The sequence below is a fragment of the Shinella sumterensis genome, assembly GCF_004514425.2.
Taxonomy (GTDB): domain Bacteria; phylum Pseudomonadota; class Alphaproteobacteria; order Rhizobiales; family Rhizobiaceae; genus Shinella; species Shinella sumterensis.
The window spans coordinates 312,650-329,054 of record NZ_MYFN02000004.1 but is presented as its reverse complement, the minus strand read 5'-3'; the positions used below and the strand labels follow the sequence as shown (position 1 = coordinate 329,054).

The window sequence follows — 16,405 nt, the reverse complement described above, 5'->3', positions numbered from 1 at the left end:
TCTTACTGTTTGCCCGCGAACTTGTCCGTCGCGTAGATCAGGCGATCGAGGATGCCGGGCTCGGAATAGGCGTGGCCGGCGCCCTCGATCAGGTAGAATTCCGCTTCCGGCCAGGCCTTGTGCAGCGCCCAGGCATATCTGGCCGGGCACGGCATGTCGTAGCGGCCATGCACGATGACACCGGGAATGCCGGTAAGACGACCGGCGTCGCGCAGGAGTTGCCCCTCCTCCATCCAGCCGGCATTGACGAAGAAATGGTTCTCGATGCGGGCGAAGGCGTGGGCGAATTCGTCCTCGCCGAACTTGTCGCTCGTCGACGGCTCGGGCAACAGGGTGATCGTCTCGCCTTCCCACAGGCTCCAGGCCCTGGCGGCGGCAAAACGCGTCGCCTTGTCGTCGCTGGTCAGGCGGCGATGGTAGGCGTGCATCATCTCATGGCGTTCTTCCGGCGGGATGGGCGCGATGAAACGCTCCCACTTGTCGGGGAACATCTCCGAGACGCCGAACTGGTAGTACCAGTCGAGCTCCCCCTTGGTGAGCATGTAGATGCCGCGCAGGACGAGTTCGGACACGCGCTCGGGATGCTTTTGCGCATAGGCGAGCGCCAGCGTCGAGCCCCAGGAGCCGCCGAAGACCTGCCACTTCTCCGCGCCGGCCATTTCGCGCAGCCGCTCGATATCCTCGACAAGGTGCCAGGTCGTGTTGGCGTTCAGCTCCGCATGCGGCGTGGACCGGCCGCAGCCGCGCTGGTCGAACAGCGTCACGTCGTAGAGGGCGGGATCGAACAGCCGGCGATGGCTCGGGGAAAACCCGCCACCGGGGCCGCCGTGCAGGAATACGGCCGGCTTGGCGCCCGGCGTTCCCGCACGCTCCCAATAGATGACATGGCCATCGCCGACATCGAGATGGCCGGATGCGTAGGGTTCGATCTCGGGATAGAGGCCGCGCAGGGTATCGCTCATAATTTCAGTCCGTGTTCTGGCCAGTTTTCGGTGTCGTGGTCGGGGTGCTGGAAGGAGATGATGCCCTCCTGCTGGCTGTAATAGTCCGGGTCGTCGTGAACCGGGGCGGCAAAGATCTGCTCCACCCAGGGCAGCCGCGACCCGTAGTTGACCTGGATCTGCGGGGCGAGATCGCTGCGGTCGTCAAAGGCGCCGATGGCGATCTCCAGGCCGCCGGGATGCTTGTAGGTCAGCGGCGTGCCGCATTGCGGGCAGAAGCCGCGGGCGATGTTGATGGAGGACTGGAAATAGGCCGGCTCGTTGCGCGGCCATTCCACCTCGCCCTCAGCCGTCACCAGCGGACCGAAGAAGCCGCCGAACTGCTTCTGGCACATGCGGCAATGGCAGATCGACGGACGGCCCAGCTTGCCCTTGATGCGGAAGCGCACCGCACCGCACTGGCAACCGCCGGTTCTCACTTCCTGCTCTTCCTTGCTCATGACGATATCCTTCAACGGTTTGAGGAATGGATGACGACGGCGGTGATCGGCGCCAGCTTCGCGGCGATGAGGTCAACTCCCTTGCGCTGAAAACCGAGGCTCGTCGTCACGTCGGTCATCGACGATCCTCCGGCGGCCATTCATCGGTATCGTGGTCGGGATGCTGGTAGGAGACGAGGTCGGCGAGGAAGGACGCGGCGTCCTGATCGGCCATCGTGTCCTCGCCGGGCAGCTCGGGGATCGTGTCGACATAGGGCAGCTTCGCCTCGATGCCCCACTGGATGCGAGGGGCGATCGCGGCGGGATCATCGAAGGCGGCGATCGTCAGCGCCACGCCATCCGGCGCCTCGTAGGTCAGCGGCGTGCCGCAATCGGCGCAGAAGCCGCGATAGCCGTGGTTGGACGAGCGGAAGCGTTTCGGCGCGCCCCGCGTCCAGGTGAGCACCGCATCGCGCACGGAGACCAGCGGCAGGTAGAAATTGCCGCTCGCCTTCTGGCACATGCGGCAATGACAGACCGACGCATCGCCCAGCGCCCCCTCGACACGAAAGCGCACCGCCCCACACTGGCAGCCGCCGGTTTGAGCGGATGCGGTCACCGCTTCACCTCCCAGGTCGTCACGCGTTCGCCGGTTTGGGGGTCCTTGCTGTCCTTGAGCTGGATACCCTTGGCGGCGAGGTCATCGCGGAGTTTGTCGGCCTCGGCAAAGTTCTTGGCCTTCAGCATTTCCAGGCGCAGCTGGATGAGGCTTTCGATGCTGTCTTCCAGCGCCTGGGAGACCTCGGCCTTCTTCGGCAGGACCCCGAGAAGCGCGGCGCTCGCGGCGAAGACCGGGAGCATCAGCGGGTCGCTGTTGGCGCATTGGGCAAGGGCGTGCAGCGCCTGCACCGCGCCGACCGTGTTGAGGTCGTCGAGAAGGGGTGCGAGCACGGTCTCGTCCACGCGGCCTTCCGCCGGGTTGCCGCCGGCCGGCCATTTGGCGAGCAGACGTTCGGCCTCCTCCAGCCGCTTGACGGAAAAGTCGATCGGCTCGCGGTAATGGGTCATCAGCATGGCGAGCCGCAGCACCTCGCCGGGCCATTTGCGGCCGCCGAATTTTTCCTCGTGCAGCAGTTCATAGATGGTGACGAAGTTGCCTTCCGACTTCGACATCTTGCGGCCTTCGACCTGCACGAAGCCGTTGTGCATCCAGACATTGGCCATGACCGTCGTGCCGTGGGCGCAACGCGACTGGGCGATCTCGTTCTCGTGGTGGGGGAAGATCAGGTCGAGCCCGCCGCCATGGATGTCGAAGACCTCGCCGAGATAGGCGGCCGACATGGCGGAGCATTCGATGTGCCAGCCCGGACGGCCGCGGCCCCAGGGCGAATCCCAGCCTGGCTCTTCGGGCGAGGAAAGCTTCCAGAGCACGAAGTCGCCGGGGTTCTTCTTGTGTGCATCGACAGCGACGCGGGCGCCGGCCTGCTGCTCGTCGAGATTGCGCTTGGAGAGCTCGCCATAGTGCGCCGTCGAATGGGTATCGAACAGAACTTCCCCATTGGCTTCATAGGCATGGCCGCGTTCGATCAGACGCAGAATCAAGGTGATCATGTCCGATTTGCCATCGTCGCGCGGCTGCACGAAATCGGTGGCGCGCGGCTCGTGGGTCGGCTCGAGGCAACCGAGTATCTTGACGTCGGAATGGAACTGGTTTGCCGTCTTCTCCGTCACCCGGCGGATCGCCTCGTTCAGCGACAGGGAGCCGTCGGCGATCTCATTACCGAAATCGCGTAGCGCCCGGGCGTTGATCTTGTCGTCGAGGTCCGTGATGTTTCTGGCATAGGTAACGTGGCTTTCGCCGTAGATGTGGCGAAGCAGGCGGAACAGCACGTCGAAGACGATGACCGGACGCGCATTGCCGATATGGGCGAAGTCATAGACCGTCGGGCCGCAGACATACATGCGCACGTTTTGCGGATCGATGGGCGCAAGCGGCGCCTTGGTGCGCGTGAGCGTGTTGTACAGCGTCAGGACCGGCTTTTCGGCCATTAGAATCTCCCAAAATGCAGAAACCCGGCTGGCCGGGTCGTTGTCATCCAGGGATTTCGGGGGACGAAAACGGCCGAGCCAGCGCGTGCGCTAGCGAATAATGCTCCGGCGAAGGCAGAGTACCGTTTTCATGGTGTGCTTTATTGCGCCCCGCAGGCGTCCGGTCAAGCGGGTGGGAGGGCGACGACGCGAAAATCCTCCACTCCTGTTCCCCGGGTGACTGGCCGTCGGGCCGGGACATGCAAGAGGAGGCCTTCACCGCATGAAAAGGATCCACCGGATGAAGACCGACAGGATGCAGATCGACCTTACCGCACGCCATAACCCGCTCGCCATTCGCGCCGTCCTGGCTGCCGCCATGCTGGCCCGGCCACGCCCGCGGCCTACCCGCTGATTGTGTGCGCCGGTCACAATTGTTGATCAAAAACCCCGTGCTTTCAGCGGTTTGCCGCAGAGCGATCAAAATTCGGGCAGAATTCGGCCGGAAGGCTGCGTTAAATTCATAGCTCATCGAGAGCGGCGACCGGAGGGAACACACGGGGCTGCCTCGCCAACAGATCTGAGGAGAATGAAATGTCGACCGCCAAAACCCAGCCTGCTCCGCAGGGCGCCACGAAGGAAAGCCTGCAGACGCGCTACAAGCCGCTCGGCCTGCGCGCCGTCGTTGCGGCCACGCAGTGCAAGCCGGAGATCAAGAGCCCGGACGCCAACAGCAAGCGCGATATCCCCGCCGTGCTTCAGGCGCTGCACGACTGAGCGGACGCCGCTCAGAACAGCGACAGCTGACCGGATGAAGGGGGCGCGTCAGCGCCCTTGTCGTTTTTGGGCGCCGGCGCGGCGATGACCTCCTCGACCGGTTCGAGGATCTCGGGGCCCATATTGGCGACCTTGTTGACCCTGTCGGAGACCGGGATAGCCTCGAAGAAACCGTCCTCGATCGGCTTCATCAGATCGAGCACGTCGCGCGGCTCCTGCGTCTTGCAGTCGAGCCAGCGGGAAAAATCCTCCGGGCGGATGACAACGGGCATGCGATCATGAATGCGGGCGATGTCGTTGTTGGCCGCCGTGGTCAGGATGGCACCGGTATCGACCTCGGACCCGTCGGCCGAGGACCACGTCTCCATCAGCCCGGCAAAGGCGACGATCTCGCCCTTTTTCGGGCGGATGAAATAGGCCTGCGACTTGGCGCCCTTCTCCGGCGGCCGGCGCCATTCGAAAAAGCCCGTCGCCGGCACGAGGATGCGGCGGTGGCGCATGGCGGCCTTGAAGGAGGCCTTGCCGATGGCCGTCTCGGCGCGGGCATTGATGAGCAGCGGAAACTCGCGCGGGTCCTTCACCCAGCCGGGCATGAAGCCCCAGCGCACCAGCATGGCCTTGCGCTCCGGCAGGTTGCTGCCCTTCTCCTGCCGCTCGCTCGCCACCACGATGACGATCGGCTGGGTCGGCGCGATATTGTAGCGCTCCGTCAGGTCGTCGATCTCGGCAAGGCTGAAGAATTCGCGCGCGAGATCGGTCTTGGCCAGCAATGCAAATCGTCCACACATGGCGTCGTCATCGCACTTTGCCTATAAGGGGTCAATGAAGCGCCAGCGAACCGGATCATGATGACGACGCCCAGGATATCCAAGCCCGCCTCCTCCGCCATTCTCGAGCGCGACGGCCGCTATCTGCTCGTGCTGCGCAGCAAGCCGCCGTCGAAGGCCATGTATGCCTTTCCCGGCGGGCGCGGCGAACCGGGCGAGACGGCTGCCGAAACGGCGCTGCGCGAACTGGCCGAGGAAACCGGCATCCGGGGCGAAAACCCCGAACTCTTCGCCACCTACGATCTGTCAGGCCCCGAGGGTGCGCCCGGCAGCCTCGCCTTCTTTCTTTCGGTGTTCAAGGTGAAGGCCGATCCGCAGGCCGTTGCCGTCGCCTCCGACGACGCGGCGAGCGTCGGCTGGTACACGGCCGCCGAGATCGCCACCATGCCGGCACCCGACAGCGTGCGCGACTGTATCGCCCGGCTCGAGGCCGAACGGCTGGGGATCAGCGCATGATTCGCCTTCTTCTCCTGTTCAGCCTTGCGCTGGCCACGCCGGCGCTCGCCCAGAAGGCGAAGGGCGATGCATCGGCCGCAACGCCTGCGACCCCCACCGTGGAGGAAAAGCCTGCCCCCTATGACGAGCGGCTGGAGCGCCTGTCTGAAATCCTGGGCGCGGTGCATTACCTGCGCAATCTGTGCCTCGGTCAGGCGGAGGACAACTGGCGCGCCGACATGCAGCGCCTCATCGACATGGAGGCGGCGGGCGAGCCGAAGCGGCAGGAAAAGCTGACGGCGGCATTCAACCGTGGATACCGGTCCTTCGCCGCCATCTATACCGCTTGCACCGACTCGGCAGTTGTCGCAGAACAGAGATACCGTAACGAAGGTGCAACACTTGCCACAGAAATAACCGCACGCTTCGGAAATTAGGGATTAATTAACCCCTTTTTACCTGACCCAGTGCCGTTTTGGGAAAAGGCTGCTAAGGTCGTTAACAGAGCAGTAAGAACTGAATGCCGCGCATGGACCGATTGATGGAACCTACTCTCAACGATATCGACGAGATGATCGTGCACGAGAAGATGCAGGCCGCTCTGGAATACCAGAACGAGGCCTGGGCCGACGGAATGGCTGACGGCATCGAGCCCGAAATCATCGCCGATGCGGCGATCGCTCTTGCGCTTCGCGAGACGATCCGTACCCAGGGCGAACGCGGCGCGGAAGCAATGCTCGAGGCCCTGCGCGAGCGCATGCTTGCCGGCGAATTTTCCCCCGAGCGTATCCTGCAATAGGCTGGAATCTTGATCATGCGCATACCGACGGACGGTAAAACGCTGCTTCGCGGCAGCCTCATCGTATTGTCGGCGCTGTTTGCGACAACGGCGCTCACCCTGCCCGCACGCCCCGCCTTCGCGCTCAGCGAGTTGAAGAAGGAAGAGGTCGAGGTGCCGCAGAAGCCCGCCGAGGGCGAAAAGGCGGCGCCGGTCGAGGAGGAGCAGGAGAACGCCGCTCCCGTCGAACTGCCGCAGCCCGACCCGCTGATCCGAAAGCGCGATTCGGTGACGGAGCCCGCGGACGAGCCTGCCGTCACCGACGACAAGCCCGCCGAAGAGGAACCGCAGGCACCCGTCGAAGTCCTCTACGACATCGAGAAGGCGCCCGAACCGGTGCGCCGCATGCGCCAGCTGATCGTCGAGGCCGCGGCCTCCGGCGATATCGAGCGCCTGCGCCCCCTGCTCGGCAAGGGCGTGACCGAAACCCAGGTCTCCATGGTCGAGAGCCAGGAAGGGCCGGTCGAGACCCTCAAGGGCCAGTCCGGCGATTCCGACGGCATCGAGGTCCTCGCCATCCTGCTCGACGTGCTGGCGGCGGGCTATGTCCATGTCGGCCAGGGCACGCCGGACGAGATGTATGTCTGGCCCTATTTCACCGCCAAGCCGCTGGCCGGCCTCACGCCGCCGGAAAAGGTGGAGCTGCTGCGCATCGTCACCGCCGGGGACTTCGCCGACATGCAGGAATTCGGCAGCTACAACTTCTACCGCGTCGGCATCGCGCCGGACGGCCAGTGGAAGTTCTTCGTGACCGGCGACTGAGGGGCGGACGGCCTCACCTATAAAGCCGCCAGCCAGCCGTGATCGGGGTGGGCCCTCGCGATGCAGGCTTTCAGCCAGCGGCGGCGGTCCTTGCCAAGCATGGGAACGGCGCGGGCAAAATCGGCCTCGTCCTTCTCCCGCCGGTATTTCGCCTTGAAGAGCAGCACGGCCTCAGGCGCGAGATAGAAAATCCCGTCGTTGGTGACCTGCACCATCTCTGTGCGCAAGCGCCGGATCGACGGGTCGCGCTTGTATATCCAGGTCTCCGGCGTGCCATCTTCCAGCATCATGTCCGCCCGCCAGCAGCCTGCCGCGACGTCCTCGCACCAGACCTGCGCGATATCGGAAGGCGGCGCTTCGTCTGCCCGCAAAGGCCGCACCTGACCATCTCCCACGGCGTGAAAGCGAAAATCCGCCAACACCTGCCGGAACAGGGCAAGATCTTCGCGCAGCACGGTAAACTCGATGTCTTCGTGCGGCCGCGTCTCAGCGCCGTGCCACAGGTCGAGCGCCCATCCGCCGACGACGCACCACGGTCGCCCGACGCCGGAAACCCTGCGCGCCAGTTCCTGCGGGTGCCAGGCGCACCAAGCATCGTGCGGGATTGGGGATGCTTCGCTCATGGGCTCGCCTTCGATCCGGAAGGCTGTCATAGCGGCTTTGCGCGCTGCGGCAAGAGGCCCGACCTTGCGAAAGGCGTTCGGCCGTTCTACCTCTGTTTCGATGGGTGCATCGACGCACCGCCTGCGCCGGGTATTTACCGGCGCGCGAGATATCTGGATCCTGCCATGCCTTCCGTCACGCTTTCCGGCCGCGCCTTTCTCCACATTTCCGGCAAGGACGCCGAGACCTTCCTGCAATCGCTGATCACCACCAACCTGCCGGAGCTGGCCGAGGGAGAGATACGTCCCGGCGCGCTGCTGACGCCGCAGGGCAAGATCCTGTTCGATTTCCTCATCCGCCGCGATGGCGAGGGCGCCTTTCTGATCGAGACGGGCGCAGACCAGCGCGATGCGCTCCTGAAACGGCTGACCATGTACCGGCTGCGCGCCGCCGTCGACCTTTCGGCCGTGAACGGCGACAGCGTGACCGTCGCCTGGGACGAGGCGCAAGCCGGGGCGCCGCATGACGGCCGTTTCGCCAAGGCGGGCATCACCCTGTCGCGCGTGCCCGGTGCGGCCGGCAGCGAAGACCCGGCCCTCTACGATCTCCTGCGCATCGAGGCGGGCCTTCCGGAAGCCGGTCGCGACTATGTGCTGTCGGACGCCTTTCCGCATGACGTGCTGCTCGATCTCACCGACGGGGTCTCCTTCCGGCAGGGTTGTTATGTCGGCCAGGAGGTCGTCTCGCGCATGCATCATCGCGGCACGGCGCGCCGCCGGCCGGTCATCGTCAAGGGCGAAGTGGCGCTGCCCGACAGCGGCGCCGAGCTTATGGCCGGCGGCAAGCCGATCGGCACGCTCGGCAGCGTCGCCGGCACGCTCGGGCTCGCCATCGTGCGCATCGACCGCGCGGGCGAGGCCATCCAGTCCGGCACGCCCATCACGCTCGACGGCGCGCCCGTGACGGTGGAACTACCGCACTGGACCGGGCTCGCCTTTCCGCAGGATGCCGCGGAGGCTCCCGCACCATGAGCGGAACGGTGCGTTCCAGGACCGAGCCGCGCGCCTGGCAGCGCATGCTGTCGGGCCGGCGCCTCGACCTGCTCAACCCCTCGCCGCTCGATGTCGAGCTGTCCGATATCGCCCACGGGCTTGCCCGCGTCGCGCGCTGGAACGGCCAGACCAACGGCGACCATGCCTTTTCCGTCGCGCAGCACTCGCTGATCGTGGAGACGATCTTCCGTCACCAGAACCGCTGCGGCGTGGACGAATGCCTGATGGCGCTGCTGCACGATGCGCCCGAATATGTGATCGGCGACATGATCTCGCCGTTCAAGGCGGTGGTCGGCGGCGGCTACAAGACGGTGGAGAAGCGGCTGGAGGCGGCCGTGCACCTGCGTTTCGGCCTGCCGCCCGTCACGCCTGCGGCCTTGAAGACGAAGATCAAGAAGGCCGACCAGGTCGCCGCCTTCTTCGAGGCCACCGAACTTGCCGGCTTCTCCCATGCCGAGGCCGTGAAGTTCTTCGGCGCGCCGCGCGGCATCACGCTCGACATGATCGACATCACCCCCGTTCCCGCGCTGGAAGCGCAGCGGCTGTTTAGCGCGCGGTTCGAGGCGCTGGAACGGGAACGCGGCCTCACCGCCGCGGCGGTGTGACGATGGGCACGATCATCGTTGCACCGCTCGGCAAGATCGCGGAACTCGCCGTGCGCCACCGCTGCCGCGAGATGCTGAGCCTGATCGCGCCGCAGCAGAACTTCCATCGGCCCGCCGTCATCGCCGGGGACCGCCACATGATCCTCGGCGTCAACGATATCGCCTTTGCCGGCACAGGCAGGCTCGTGGCGCCCGGTGAAGAGCATGTCGACGCCATCATCGGCTTCGCGCGCGCATGGGACCGCCAGGCGCCGCTTCTCGTGCACTGCCAGATGGGCGTATCCCGCTCTCCCGCCGCCGCCCTGATCGCCGCGCTGGCGGTGGCGCCGGACCAGGACGATCACGACCTTGCGCAGCGCCTGCGCCGCGCCTCCGTTCAGGCCACGCCCAATGCGCGGCTGATCGAGATCGGCGACCGGATGCTGGGCCGTGGCGGACGGCTGGTCGCCGCCGTCAAGGCGATCGGCCGCGGTGCGGACTATGTCGGCGACAGCCCCTTCTCCTTCTCCGCCCTGCCGGAGCCTGTCGCGCCATGAGCGAGGCCCGCGCCCGACCGCCGGTCGAGATCGGCCTCAATGCGGCGGTGGTCGCGATCTCGGGCGGCCGGCCCTCAATTCTTGCCATCAGCGGCGACGGGCCCGACGGCCGCGACGCGCTGCCCTTCGGCCCTTTCGACCCGCGCCAGCACCGCACCTTCGAAACCAGCCTGAGGGCGAGCGTGGAGGCGCAGACCGCGCTAAAGCTCGGTTACATCGAGCAGCTCTACACCTTCGGCGACCGGGGGCGGCAGAAGCTGCCCGACGAGGCCGGCACGCATATGGTGTCCGTCGGTTATCTCGCGCTGACCCGCACGGATGCGGAGGCGACGGAGCAGCTGGCTGAAGCGGGTGCTGCCTGGCGCGACTGGTACAGATATCTTCCCTGGGAGGACTGGCGGCAGGGCCGCCCCGCCGTCATCGACCAGATCATCCTGCCCGCGTTGCAAAACTGGGCGGCCGAGCCGCCGCCGGAGGAGCGCGCCGGCGCCGCGCCCTCGCCGCGCACCCGCATGCGCCTCGCCTTCGGCCTCGACGACTTTCCCTGGGACGAGGAACGCGTGCTGGAGCGTTACGAACTGCTCTACGAGGCGGGTCTGGCCGAGGAGGCCGTGACCGACGGGCGCGGCACATCCTGTCTCAGCGCCCCGGGCGTGGCCATGCGCCACGACCATCGCCGCATCCTCGCCACCGCCATGGCGCGCCTGCGCGGCAAGATCAAATACCGCCCTGTCATCTTCGAGCTGATGGCGCCGGAATTCACCCTCACCGAACTCCAGGCGAGCGTCGAGGCGATTTCCGGGCGGCACCTGCACAAGCAGAATTTCCGCCGGCTCGTGGAAGGCGCCGAACTCGTCGAGCCCACCGGCGGCTCCACATCGGCAACGGGCGGCCGGCCGGCCGCCCTCTTCCGCTTCCGCCGCCGCATTCTGGAAGAACGCCCCGCACCGGGCCTCAAGGTCGGTATGCGCTAGGCGAGCGAACCGGGGAACCTATTGCTTTCCCTGACATTTGGCCTTCGACATCAAAAGTGGAAGGGCTCATGGAACAACAGGTCAACGAAGCCGTCGTCGCAACGCGTGCCGCACTCACCCAGGCGAGTGCCATGGCCGTGCAATATTCCTTTTCCATCCTCGGCGCGGTCGTGCTGCTCCTGCTCGGCTGGTTCCTGTCGCGCATTCTCCACGGCTGGGCGCTGAACGGGCTCAAGCATGTGCGTGGCATCGACACCACGCTGGCGCATTTCTTCGCCAACGCGCTGCGCTACGCCATCCTCATTCTCGTTTTCGTGACGGTGCTCGGCCAGTTCGGCGTGCAGACCGCCTCGATCATCGCGGCCCTCGGCGCCGCCGGCCTGGCCATCGGCCTGGCCCTGCAGGGCACGTTGCAGAACATCGCGGCCGGCATCATGCTTCTGGTGCTGCGGCCGTTCCGGGTCGGCGAGTACATCCAGACCAAGGATGTTTCCGGCACGATCACCGAAGTCGGCCTGTTCGCCACCGAAATGAAGACCAGCGACGGGCTCTACCTGCTGGCACCGAACTCCACGCTCTGGAACACCCCCGTCACCAATTTCAGCCGCGAGCGCATCCGCAAGCATGACCTGGAGGTGACCGTGCCCGGCGACCGTGACATCGATGACGAGATGGCGCGCCTGTTGGCGATTGCGCAGGAAGACCCGATGATCGAGAGCGTGCCTGCGCCGCAGGTCTTCGTCGACAGCCTGAGCGACAGTGCCGCGACGCTGAAGCTGCGTTACTGGGTGTCCACGCCGCAATGGTTCAAGATCACCCGGGACATGAACCGCCGCGTGCGGATCGCCTTCGGCCAGAAGGTGGCCGGGCCGGAGCCGGATGCGGCACCAGCCGGCTGACATCAAAGCATTTCCGGCGAATATCGGTTCGCCGGAAATGGTCTCTTCGTGTTTTGATATCGTCGATGCCGAAACGATCCCGCTTCGGCTCGAACGCTAGCGGATCACCGCGCAGGCCAGCCGGTCGCCGGCGCCGCCAGCGGGATCGGTGCGGTTGTCATCCGAGCCGGCATGGACGATCAGCGCCCGGCCGCGAATGCCGCGCTCCTTGTCGTCGAGACGAACCAGCGTGGAATAGATCTGGGCGCGCATGACGCCGTCTTCCGCGACATACTGGTTCGGCAGGTCGCCGGCGTGCGGGCCATTGGCGGACAGGAACCCATGTTCCTTTTCATCCGGATTGAAGTGGCCGCCGGATGCCTTGTGGCCTTCGGCATGGTCATCGCAGTTGCCCGTTTCGTGAACGTGCAGCGCCACCCATTTGCGCGGCTCCAGGCCGGAAACTTCGACTTCGAACAGCACGCCGCCGCTTGCCGCCGTGAGATGGGCGCGGCCGGTCTCCTTGCCGGACTTGTCGACGAAATCCGCCTGGGCGGTGTTGCCGGCCTGCTGGGCAAGCGCGGGCGAAGCGAGCGCCACGGTGCTCGCCGCAGTGGCGAGTGCGAAAATTTTCAACATGATACGTCCTTCCGGTTGGTTGGTCCTGAAACCGGAACGCATCGTGCGTGAGGGTGTTCCGCCGTGCTCAGCCGACGACGACGTCGAGGCCGATATCGAGCGTCGGCGCCGCCATGGTGATCTTGGACGTCGAGATATAGTCGACGCCGGTCTCGGCGATGGCGCGGATCGTCTTGAGGTTGACGTTGCCGGAGGCCTCCAGCTTCACGCGGCGCGGATCGGCGGCGTAGGTGGCGTCCGTCAGGCCCGCGCAATCGCGGTTGATCTCGACGGCGCGGTAGAGCAGTTCCGGCCCCATATTGTCGAGCAGTACGACGTCGGGCTGGGCCTCCAGCGCTTCCTCCAGCTCCTCCAGCGTCGTCACCTCGACCTCCACCTTGACCAGATGGCCGGCAAAGGCGCGGGCGGCGCGGATGGCGGGCGCGACACCGCCGGCGACGGCGATGTGGTTGTCCTTGATGAGGATGGCATCGTCCAGGCCGTAGCGATGCGAGGACCCGCCGCCCATGCGGACCGCATATTTCTCCAGCGCCCGCAGGCCCGGAATGGTCTTGCGCGTGCAGCAGACCTTTGCCGGCGTGTGCGCGATCTCCTGCGCGAAATGGCCGGTGTGGGTGGCGACCCCGCACAGATGCATGAGGAAATTGAGCGCGACACGCTCGGCCGAGAGCACGGCGCGCGCCGGGCCCGATACTTTCGCGATGACCGTGCCGGGTGCCAGCCGGTCGCCATCCTTCACGAAGGCCTCGAAGCGGATGTCGGGGTCCATCAGCCGGAATGCCGCGCGCGCCAGGTCGAGCCCCGCGACGATGCCCTCCTCCCGCGCATTGATCTCCGCCGTCGCCGTCATGTCGGACGCGATCGTCGCCTGGCTGGTGATATCGCCCGCCCGGCCGAGATCCTCGACAAGCGCCGCGCGCACCTGCTCCTCGACCATCAGGGGAGAGAGAACGGGAAGATGGGGCGTGGTCATGGGCTTGTCCTGTTCAGATCGTGGATGCGTGGTCGTTCACGCCGCCTTCGTTTCGGAGAGTTCGGCGACGACGCGGTCGGCTTCGGCGAGGGTGAGGAAGGTGCGGTGCTTCCAGCTTGCCTTCTGCTCGGGGAAATCGGAGCGGAAGTGGCCGCCGCGGCTTTCCTCGCGCAGATAGGCGCCGGCCGCGATCAGCTTCGCCGTCGTGACGATATTGTGGAAGCGCATGCGGGTGTTCTCGCGTTCCAGCGTGGCGATCTCGCGGATCGCGGTCATCAGGCCCTCGCGGCTGCGGATCACGCCGACATGGTCGCTCATGAGGCGGCGCAGTCGCTTGAGCGCGGCGCTGTCCTCGATGGTGACGAGGTCGTCGCTCTCGCCGGCATTCTCGCCCCAGTCGTTGAGCTTGGGCTCGGGCAACATGCCCTTGATGTTCTCGGCGATGCGTGCGGCGAAGACGACGGCTTCGAGCAGCGAATTGGAGGCGAGGCGGTTGGCGCCGTGCACGCCCGTCGAGGTGACCTCACCGGCTGCCCAGAGGCCGTCGATGGAGGTGCGGCCCTCGGCATCCGTCAGCACGCCGCCCATATGGTAGTGCACGGCCGGCACGACGGGAATGGGCCGGGTGACGGGATCGATGCCAGCGGCGATGCAAGATGCGTAGACCGTCGGGAACATGTCCGGGAAATGCGCGCCGACCGCGCTGGTGCAATCGAGGAAGGCGCCTCGGCCGGCCTGGACCTCCGCGAAGACGCCGCGCGAGACGATGTCGCGCGGGGCGAGCTCGCCATCCTCGTGGATATCGAGCATGAAGCGGTGGCCGGCGGAATTGACGAGATGGGCGCCATCGCCACGCAGGGCCTCGGTGGCGAGCGGCGCCGGATCCCGGCCGATATTGATGGCGGTCGGGTGGAACTGCACGAATTCCGGATCCGCGATAATGGCGCCGGCGCGCGCGGCCATGCCCACACCCTGCCCACAGGCCTCCCACGGATTGGTGGTGACGGCGAAGAGATGGCCCACACCGCCCGAGCACAGCACCACGGCGCGGGCGGGGAAATGCACGCGCCGCTTCGACTGGCCCGCATCCGGCCGTGCGACGACGCCGGAAATGAAACGGCCCTCGCGCACCAGTTCCTCGACCACGTAACCTTCCAGCACGCGGATCGACGGGGTGTTGCGCACGGCCGCGATCAGCGCCTCCATGATGGCCTTGCCGGCCATGTCGCCCTTGACGCGCACGATGCGGCGCTCGGAATGGGCCGCTTCGCGCGACAGCAGGAGCTTGCCTTCCAGGTCGCGATCGAAGGGCACGCCGTATTCGAGCAGATCGTGGATGCGGGCGGGGCCTTCGGAGACCATGAAGCGCGCCATCTTCTCGTCGACGATGCCGGCGCCGGCTTCCAATGTGTCGGCCACGTGCTTGTCGAAGGTATCGCCGGGGCTCATGGCCGCAGCGATGCCGCCCTGCGCCCAGGCTGAGGAGGCGCCCTGCCCGATCGGCGCGGCCGCGAGGATCGTGACGGGCCGCGGCGCGAGCTTCAGCGCGCAGAACAGACCGGCCAGACCGCCACCGACGATGACGATATCGTCGATACCGTTCCAGGATTGCGGGCGAAAACTTTCGATGGGCATGCCTGTTTCCTCCTGCGAGCACCGAACTGATCTCCCCCCTTGTGGGGGAGATGTCACGAAGTGACAGAGGGGGTGGCGACGACACCGGAGGAGGTTCACCCCCCTCTGCCCTGCCGGGCATCTCCCCCACAAGGGGGGAGATCGAAAGCCGCAACGCTCGCGTCCTGTCCCTTCGCGTCCTTCCGGTCGCGCTTCCTACTGCTTCAAATTCACCATCCGCTCGACGGCGAGGCGGGCGCGGTCGGCGATCGCCGGGTCCACCACGACCTCCTCCGTCATGGTCACCAGGCTGTCGAGGATCTTCGGCAGCGTGATGCGCTTCATGTGCGGACAGAGATTGCACGGCTTGACGAAATCGACGCCGGGCAGTTCGGCCTGGATATTGGAGGCCATGGAGCATTCGGTGACGAGCAGGACGCGCGAGGGACGGTTGTCCTTGACATAGTTGATCATGCCCGCCGTGGAGCCCGCGAAATCGCAGACGGCGATGACATCAGGGTGGCATTCCGGATGCCCGATGATCTCGATGCCGGGATGGGCTTCCTTGTAGGACAAGAGCTCCTGCGGGGTGAAGCGCTCGTGCACCTCGCAATGGCCCTTCCAGGTCAGGATCTTCTTGTTCGTCTGCTTGGCGACGTTCATCGCCAGATATTCGTCGGGAATGCAGAGGACGGTGTCGCTCTCCAGGCTTTCGATGACGGCCAGCACGTTGGACGAGGTGCAGCAGATATCCGTCTCCGCCTTCACATCCGCAGACGTGTTCACATAGGTGACGACGGGCACGCCCGGATAGCGCTCCTTCAGGAGCCGCACATCCGCGCCGGTGATCGAATCCGACAGCGAGCAGCCGGCTTTGGAATCGGGGATGAGAACGGTCTTTTCCGGGTTCAGGAGCTTGGAGGTCTCCGCCATGAAATGCACGCCGCACTGGATGATGATCTCGGCATCGACCTTGGTGGCATCGCGGGCGAGCTGCAGCGAATCGCCGACGATATCGGCGACGCAGTGGAAGATCTCCGGCGTCTGGTAGTTGTGCGCCAGGATGACCGCGCCGCGCTCGCGCTTCAGCCGGTTGATGGCGGCGACATAGGGCGCATAGACCGGCCATTCGAAGGCCGGGATGAACTGCTTGACCTTCTCGTAGAGATGCTCGGTCTCGCGGGCGATTTCGGGCGTGAAGGTGAGGTCCGGTTTTTCAAGGACGCCGAAGCGCTCCGCTGCGGTGAGCGGACGCGGTGCATCTGCTGCCGGCGCATGCTGGGCCAGAACGGTCATGGAACCCTCCTCTTCCACCGCCCTCCGGCGGCGTCGCCATTTTGCTCAAAATGAGCATAATGGCCCTAAAACAAAACCGGCATGGCCGGTGGTTCTGATTTAAAAACTTTTGTGACGGTTTGCAAGGAGCGGCGCCCGAAATCCTCGT

At 65.7% G+C, this 16,405-nt stretch carries 21 protein-coding genes; 11 read left to right on the top strand and 10 right to left on the bottom strand.

What is annotated here, in order from left to right:
• Window positions 1-2 precede the first annotated feature (2 nt).
• The 4 genes from pip to cysS all read right to left on the bottom strand — a co-directional run bounded on the left by pip (window position 3) and on the right by cysS (window position 3,469).
• Window positions 3-962 carry a prolyl aminopeptidase gene (gene pip / locus B5M41_RS10735; RefSeq protein WP_134649809.1) on the bottom strand — a complete coding sequence of 320 codons (960 nt, stop codon included), beginning with the start codon at window positions 960-962 and terminating at the stop codon, window positions 3-5.
• Complete coding sequence (locus tag B5M41_RS10730) at window positions 959-1,441, bottom strand: GFA family protein (protein ID WP_134649808.1); 483 nt, start codon at window positions 1,439-1,441, stop codon at window positions 959-961. Before B5M41_RS10730 ends, pip begins: the two co-directional genes overlap by 4 nt.
• 115 nt (window positions 1,442-1,556) lie before the next feature.
• Window positions 1,557-2,039: a GFA family protein gene (locus tag B5M41_RS10725; RefSeq protein WP_134649807.1), complete on the bottom strand. Its 483-nt coding sequence runs from the start codon at window positions 2,037-2,039 to the stop codon at window positions 1,557-1,559.
• The gene (cysS, locus tag B5M41_RS10720) at window positions 2,036-3,469 is read right to left on the bottom strand and encodes a cysteine--tRNA ligase (protein ID WP_134649806.1); all 1,434 of its coding nucleotides are present in this window, start codon (window positions 3,467-3,469) and stop codon (window positions 2,036-2,038) included. Before cysS ends, B5M41_RS10725 begins: the two co-directional genes overlap by 4 nt.
• 262 nt (window positions 3,470-3,731) lie before the next feature.
• On the opposite strand from cysS, the gene B5M41_RS26880 reads away from it, so the two are divergent.
• Window positions 3,732-3,863: a hypothetical protein gene (locus tag B5M41_RS26880; RefSeq protein ID WP_268998311.1), complete on the top strand. Its 132-nt coding sequence runs from the start codon at window positions 3,732-3,734 to the stop codon at window positions 3,861-3,863.
• A gap of 179 nt (window positions 3,864-4,042) precedes the next feature.
• Entirely contained in the window at window positions 4,043-4,225 is a 183-nt protein-coding gene (locus B5M41_RS10715; protein ID WP_134649805.1) for a hypothetical protein, read from the top strand.
• 11 nt (window positions 4,226-4,236) lie between these two features.
• Here the strand turns inward: B5M41_RS10715 and B5M41_RS10710 are convergent, their stop codons facing one another.
• Complete coding sequence (locus B5M41_RS10710; RefSeq protein WP_134649804.1) at window positions 4,237-5,013, bottom strand: SOS response-associated peptidase; 777 nt, start codon at window positions 5,011-5,013, stop codon at window positions 4,237-4,239.
• A gap of 57 nt (window positions 5,014-5,070) precedes the next feature.
• Here B5M41_RS10710 and B5M41_RS10705 point away from each other — a divergent pair, with 57 nt between their 5' ends.
• From B5M41_RS10705 to B5M41_RS10690, 4 genes are all read left to right on the top strand, one after another.
• On the top strand, window positions 5,071-5,508 hold the full coding sequence (locus tag B5M41_RS10705) for an NUDIX domain-containing protein (RefSeq protein ID WP_209020873.1): 438 nt from the start codon (window positions 5,071-5,073) through the stop codon (window positions 5,506-5,508).
• On the top strand, window positions 5,505-5,924 hold the full coding sequence (locus B5M41_RS10700) for a TIGR02301 family protein (RefSeq protein WP_134649803.1): 420 nt from the start codon (window positions 5,505-5,507) through the stop codon (window positions 5,922-5,924). The genes B5M41_RS10705 and B5M41_RS10700 overlap by 4 nt, the downstream gene beginning before the upstream one ends.
• 92 nt (window positions 5,925-6,016) lie before the next feature.
• Complete coding sequence (locus tag B5M41_RS10695; RefSeq protein ID WP_134649802.1) at window positions 6,017-6,286, top strand: hypothetical protein; 270 nt, start codon at window positions 6,017-6,019, stop codon at window positions 6,284-6,286.
• 15 nt (window positions 6,287-6,301) lie between these two features.
• Window positions 6,302-7,087: a hypothetical protein gene (locus B5M41_RS10690; RefSeq protein ID WP_134649801.1), complete on the top strand. Its 786-nt coding sequence runs from the start codon at window positions 6,302-6,304 to the stop codon at window positions 7,085-7,087.
• A 17-nt stretch (window positions 7,088-7,104) separates the two neighbouring features.
• Here B5M41_RS10690 and B5M41_RS10685 read toward each other — a convergent pair whose 3' ends face one another.
• Window positions 7,105-7,710: a nucleotidyltransferase domain-containing protein gene (locus B5M41_RS10685; protein WP_134649930.1), complete on the bottom strand. Its 606-nt coding sequence runs from the start codon at window positions 7,708-7,710 to the stop codon at window positions 7,105-7,107.
• 165 nt (window positions 7,711-7,875) lie between these two features.
• On the opposite strand from B5M41_RS10685, the gene ygfZ reads away from it, so the two are divergent.
• The 5 genes from ygfZ to B5M41_RS10660 all read left to right on the top strand — a co-directional run bounded on the left by ygfZ (window position 7,876) and on the right by B5M41_RS10660 (window position 11,756).
• Window positions 7,876-8,721, top strand: coding sequence for a CAF17-like 4Fe-4S cluster assembly/insertion protein YgfZ (gene ygfZ / locus B5M41_RS10680; RefSeq protein WP_134649800.1), 846 nt, complete (start codon window positions 7,876-7,878; stop codon window positions 8,719-8,721).
• A complete protein-coding gene (locus B5M41_RS10675; RefSeq protein ID WP_134649799.1) occupies window positions 8,718-9,347 on the top strand; it encodes a YfbR-like 5'-deoxynucleotidase in 630 nt (209 codons plus the stop codon). Before ygfZ ends, B5M41_RS10675 begins: the two co-directional genes overlap by 4 nt.
• Before the next feature lie 2 nt (window positions 9,348-9,349).
• Window positions 9,350-9,883, top strand: a complete 534-nt coding sequence (locus B5M41_RS10670; protein ID WP_134649798.1) for a tyrosine phosphatase family protein — start codon at window positions 9,350-9,352, stop codon at window positions 9,881-9,883.
• Window positions 9,880-10,857: an NUDIX hydrolase gene (locus tag B5M41_RS10665; RefSeq protein ID WP_134649797.1), complete on the top strand. Its 978-nt coding sequence runs from the start codon at window positions 9,880-9,882 to the stop codon at window positions 10,855-10,857. Before B5M41_RS10670 ends, B5M41_RS10665 begins: the two co-directional genes overlap by 4 nt.
• A gap of 68 nt (window positions 10,858-10,925) precedes the next feature.
• Window positions 10,926-11,756 carry a mechanosensitive ion channel family protein gene (locus B5M41_RS10660; RefSeq protein WP_134649796.1) on the top strand — a complete coding sequence of 277 codons (831 nt, stop codon included), beginning with the start codon at window positions 10,926-10,928 and terminating at the stop codon, window positions 11,754-11,756.
• Between the two features lie 96 nt (window positions 11,757-11,852).
• On the opposite strand, the gene B5M41_RS10655 is transcribed toward B5M41_RS10660, so the two are convergent.
• The 4 genes from B5M41_RS10655 to nadA all read right to left on the bottom strand — a co-directional run bounded on the left by B5M41_RS10655 (window position 11,853) and on the right by nadA (window position 16,257).
• On the bottom strand, window positions 11,853-12,374 hold the full coding sequence (locus B5M41_RS10655) for a superoxide dismutase family protein (RefSeq protein WP_134649795.1): 522 nt from the start codon (window positions 12,372-12,374) through the stop codon (window positions 11,853-11,855).
• A gap of 67 nt (window positions 12,375-12,441) precedes the next feature.
• The gene (nadC, locus tag B5M41_RS10650) at window positions 12,442-13,347 is read right to left on the bottom strand and encodes a carboxylating nicotinate-nucleotide diphosphorylase (RefSeq protein WP_134649794.1); all 906 of its coding nucleotides are present in this window, start codon (window positions 13,345-13,347) and stop codon (window positions 12,442-12,444) included.
• Window positions 13,348-13,383: 36 nt separating this feature from the next.
• Window positions 13,384-14,982 carry an L-aspartate oxidase gene (locus B5M41_RS10645; protein WP_134649793.1) on the bottom strand — a complete coding sequence of 533 codons (1,599 nt, stop codon included), beginning with the start codon at window positions 14,980-14,982 and terminating at the stop codon, window positions 13,384-13,386.
• A 195-nt stretch (window positions 14,983-15,177) separates the two neighbouring features.
• Window positions 15,178-16,257, bottom strand: coding sequence for a quinolinate synthase NadA (gene nadA / locus B5M41_RS10640; protein ID WP_134649792.1), 1,080 nt, complete (start codon window positions 16,255-16,257; stop codon window positions 15,178-15,180).
• Window positions 16,258-16,405: the final 148 nt, after the last annotated feature.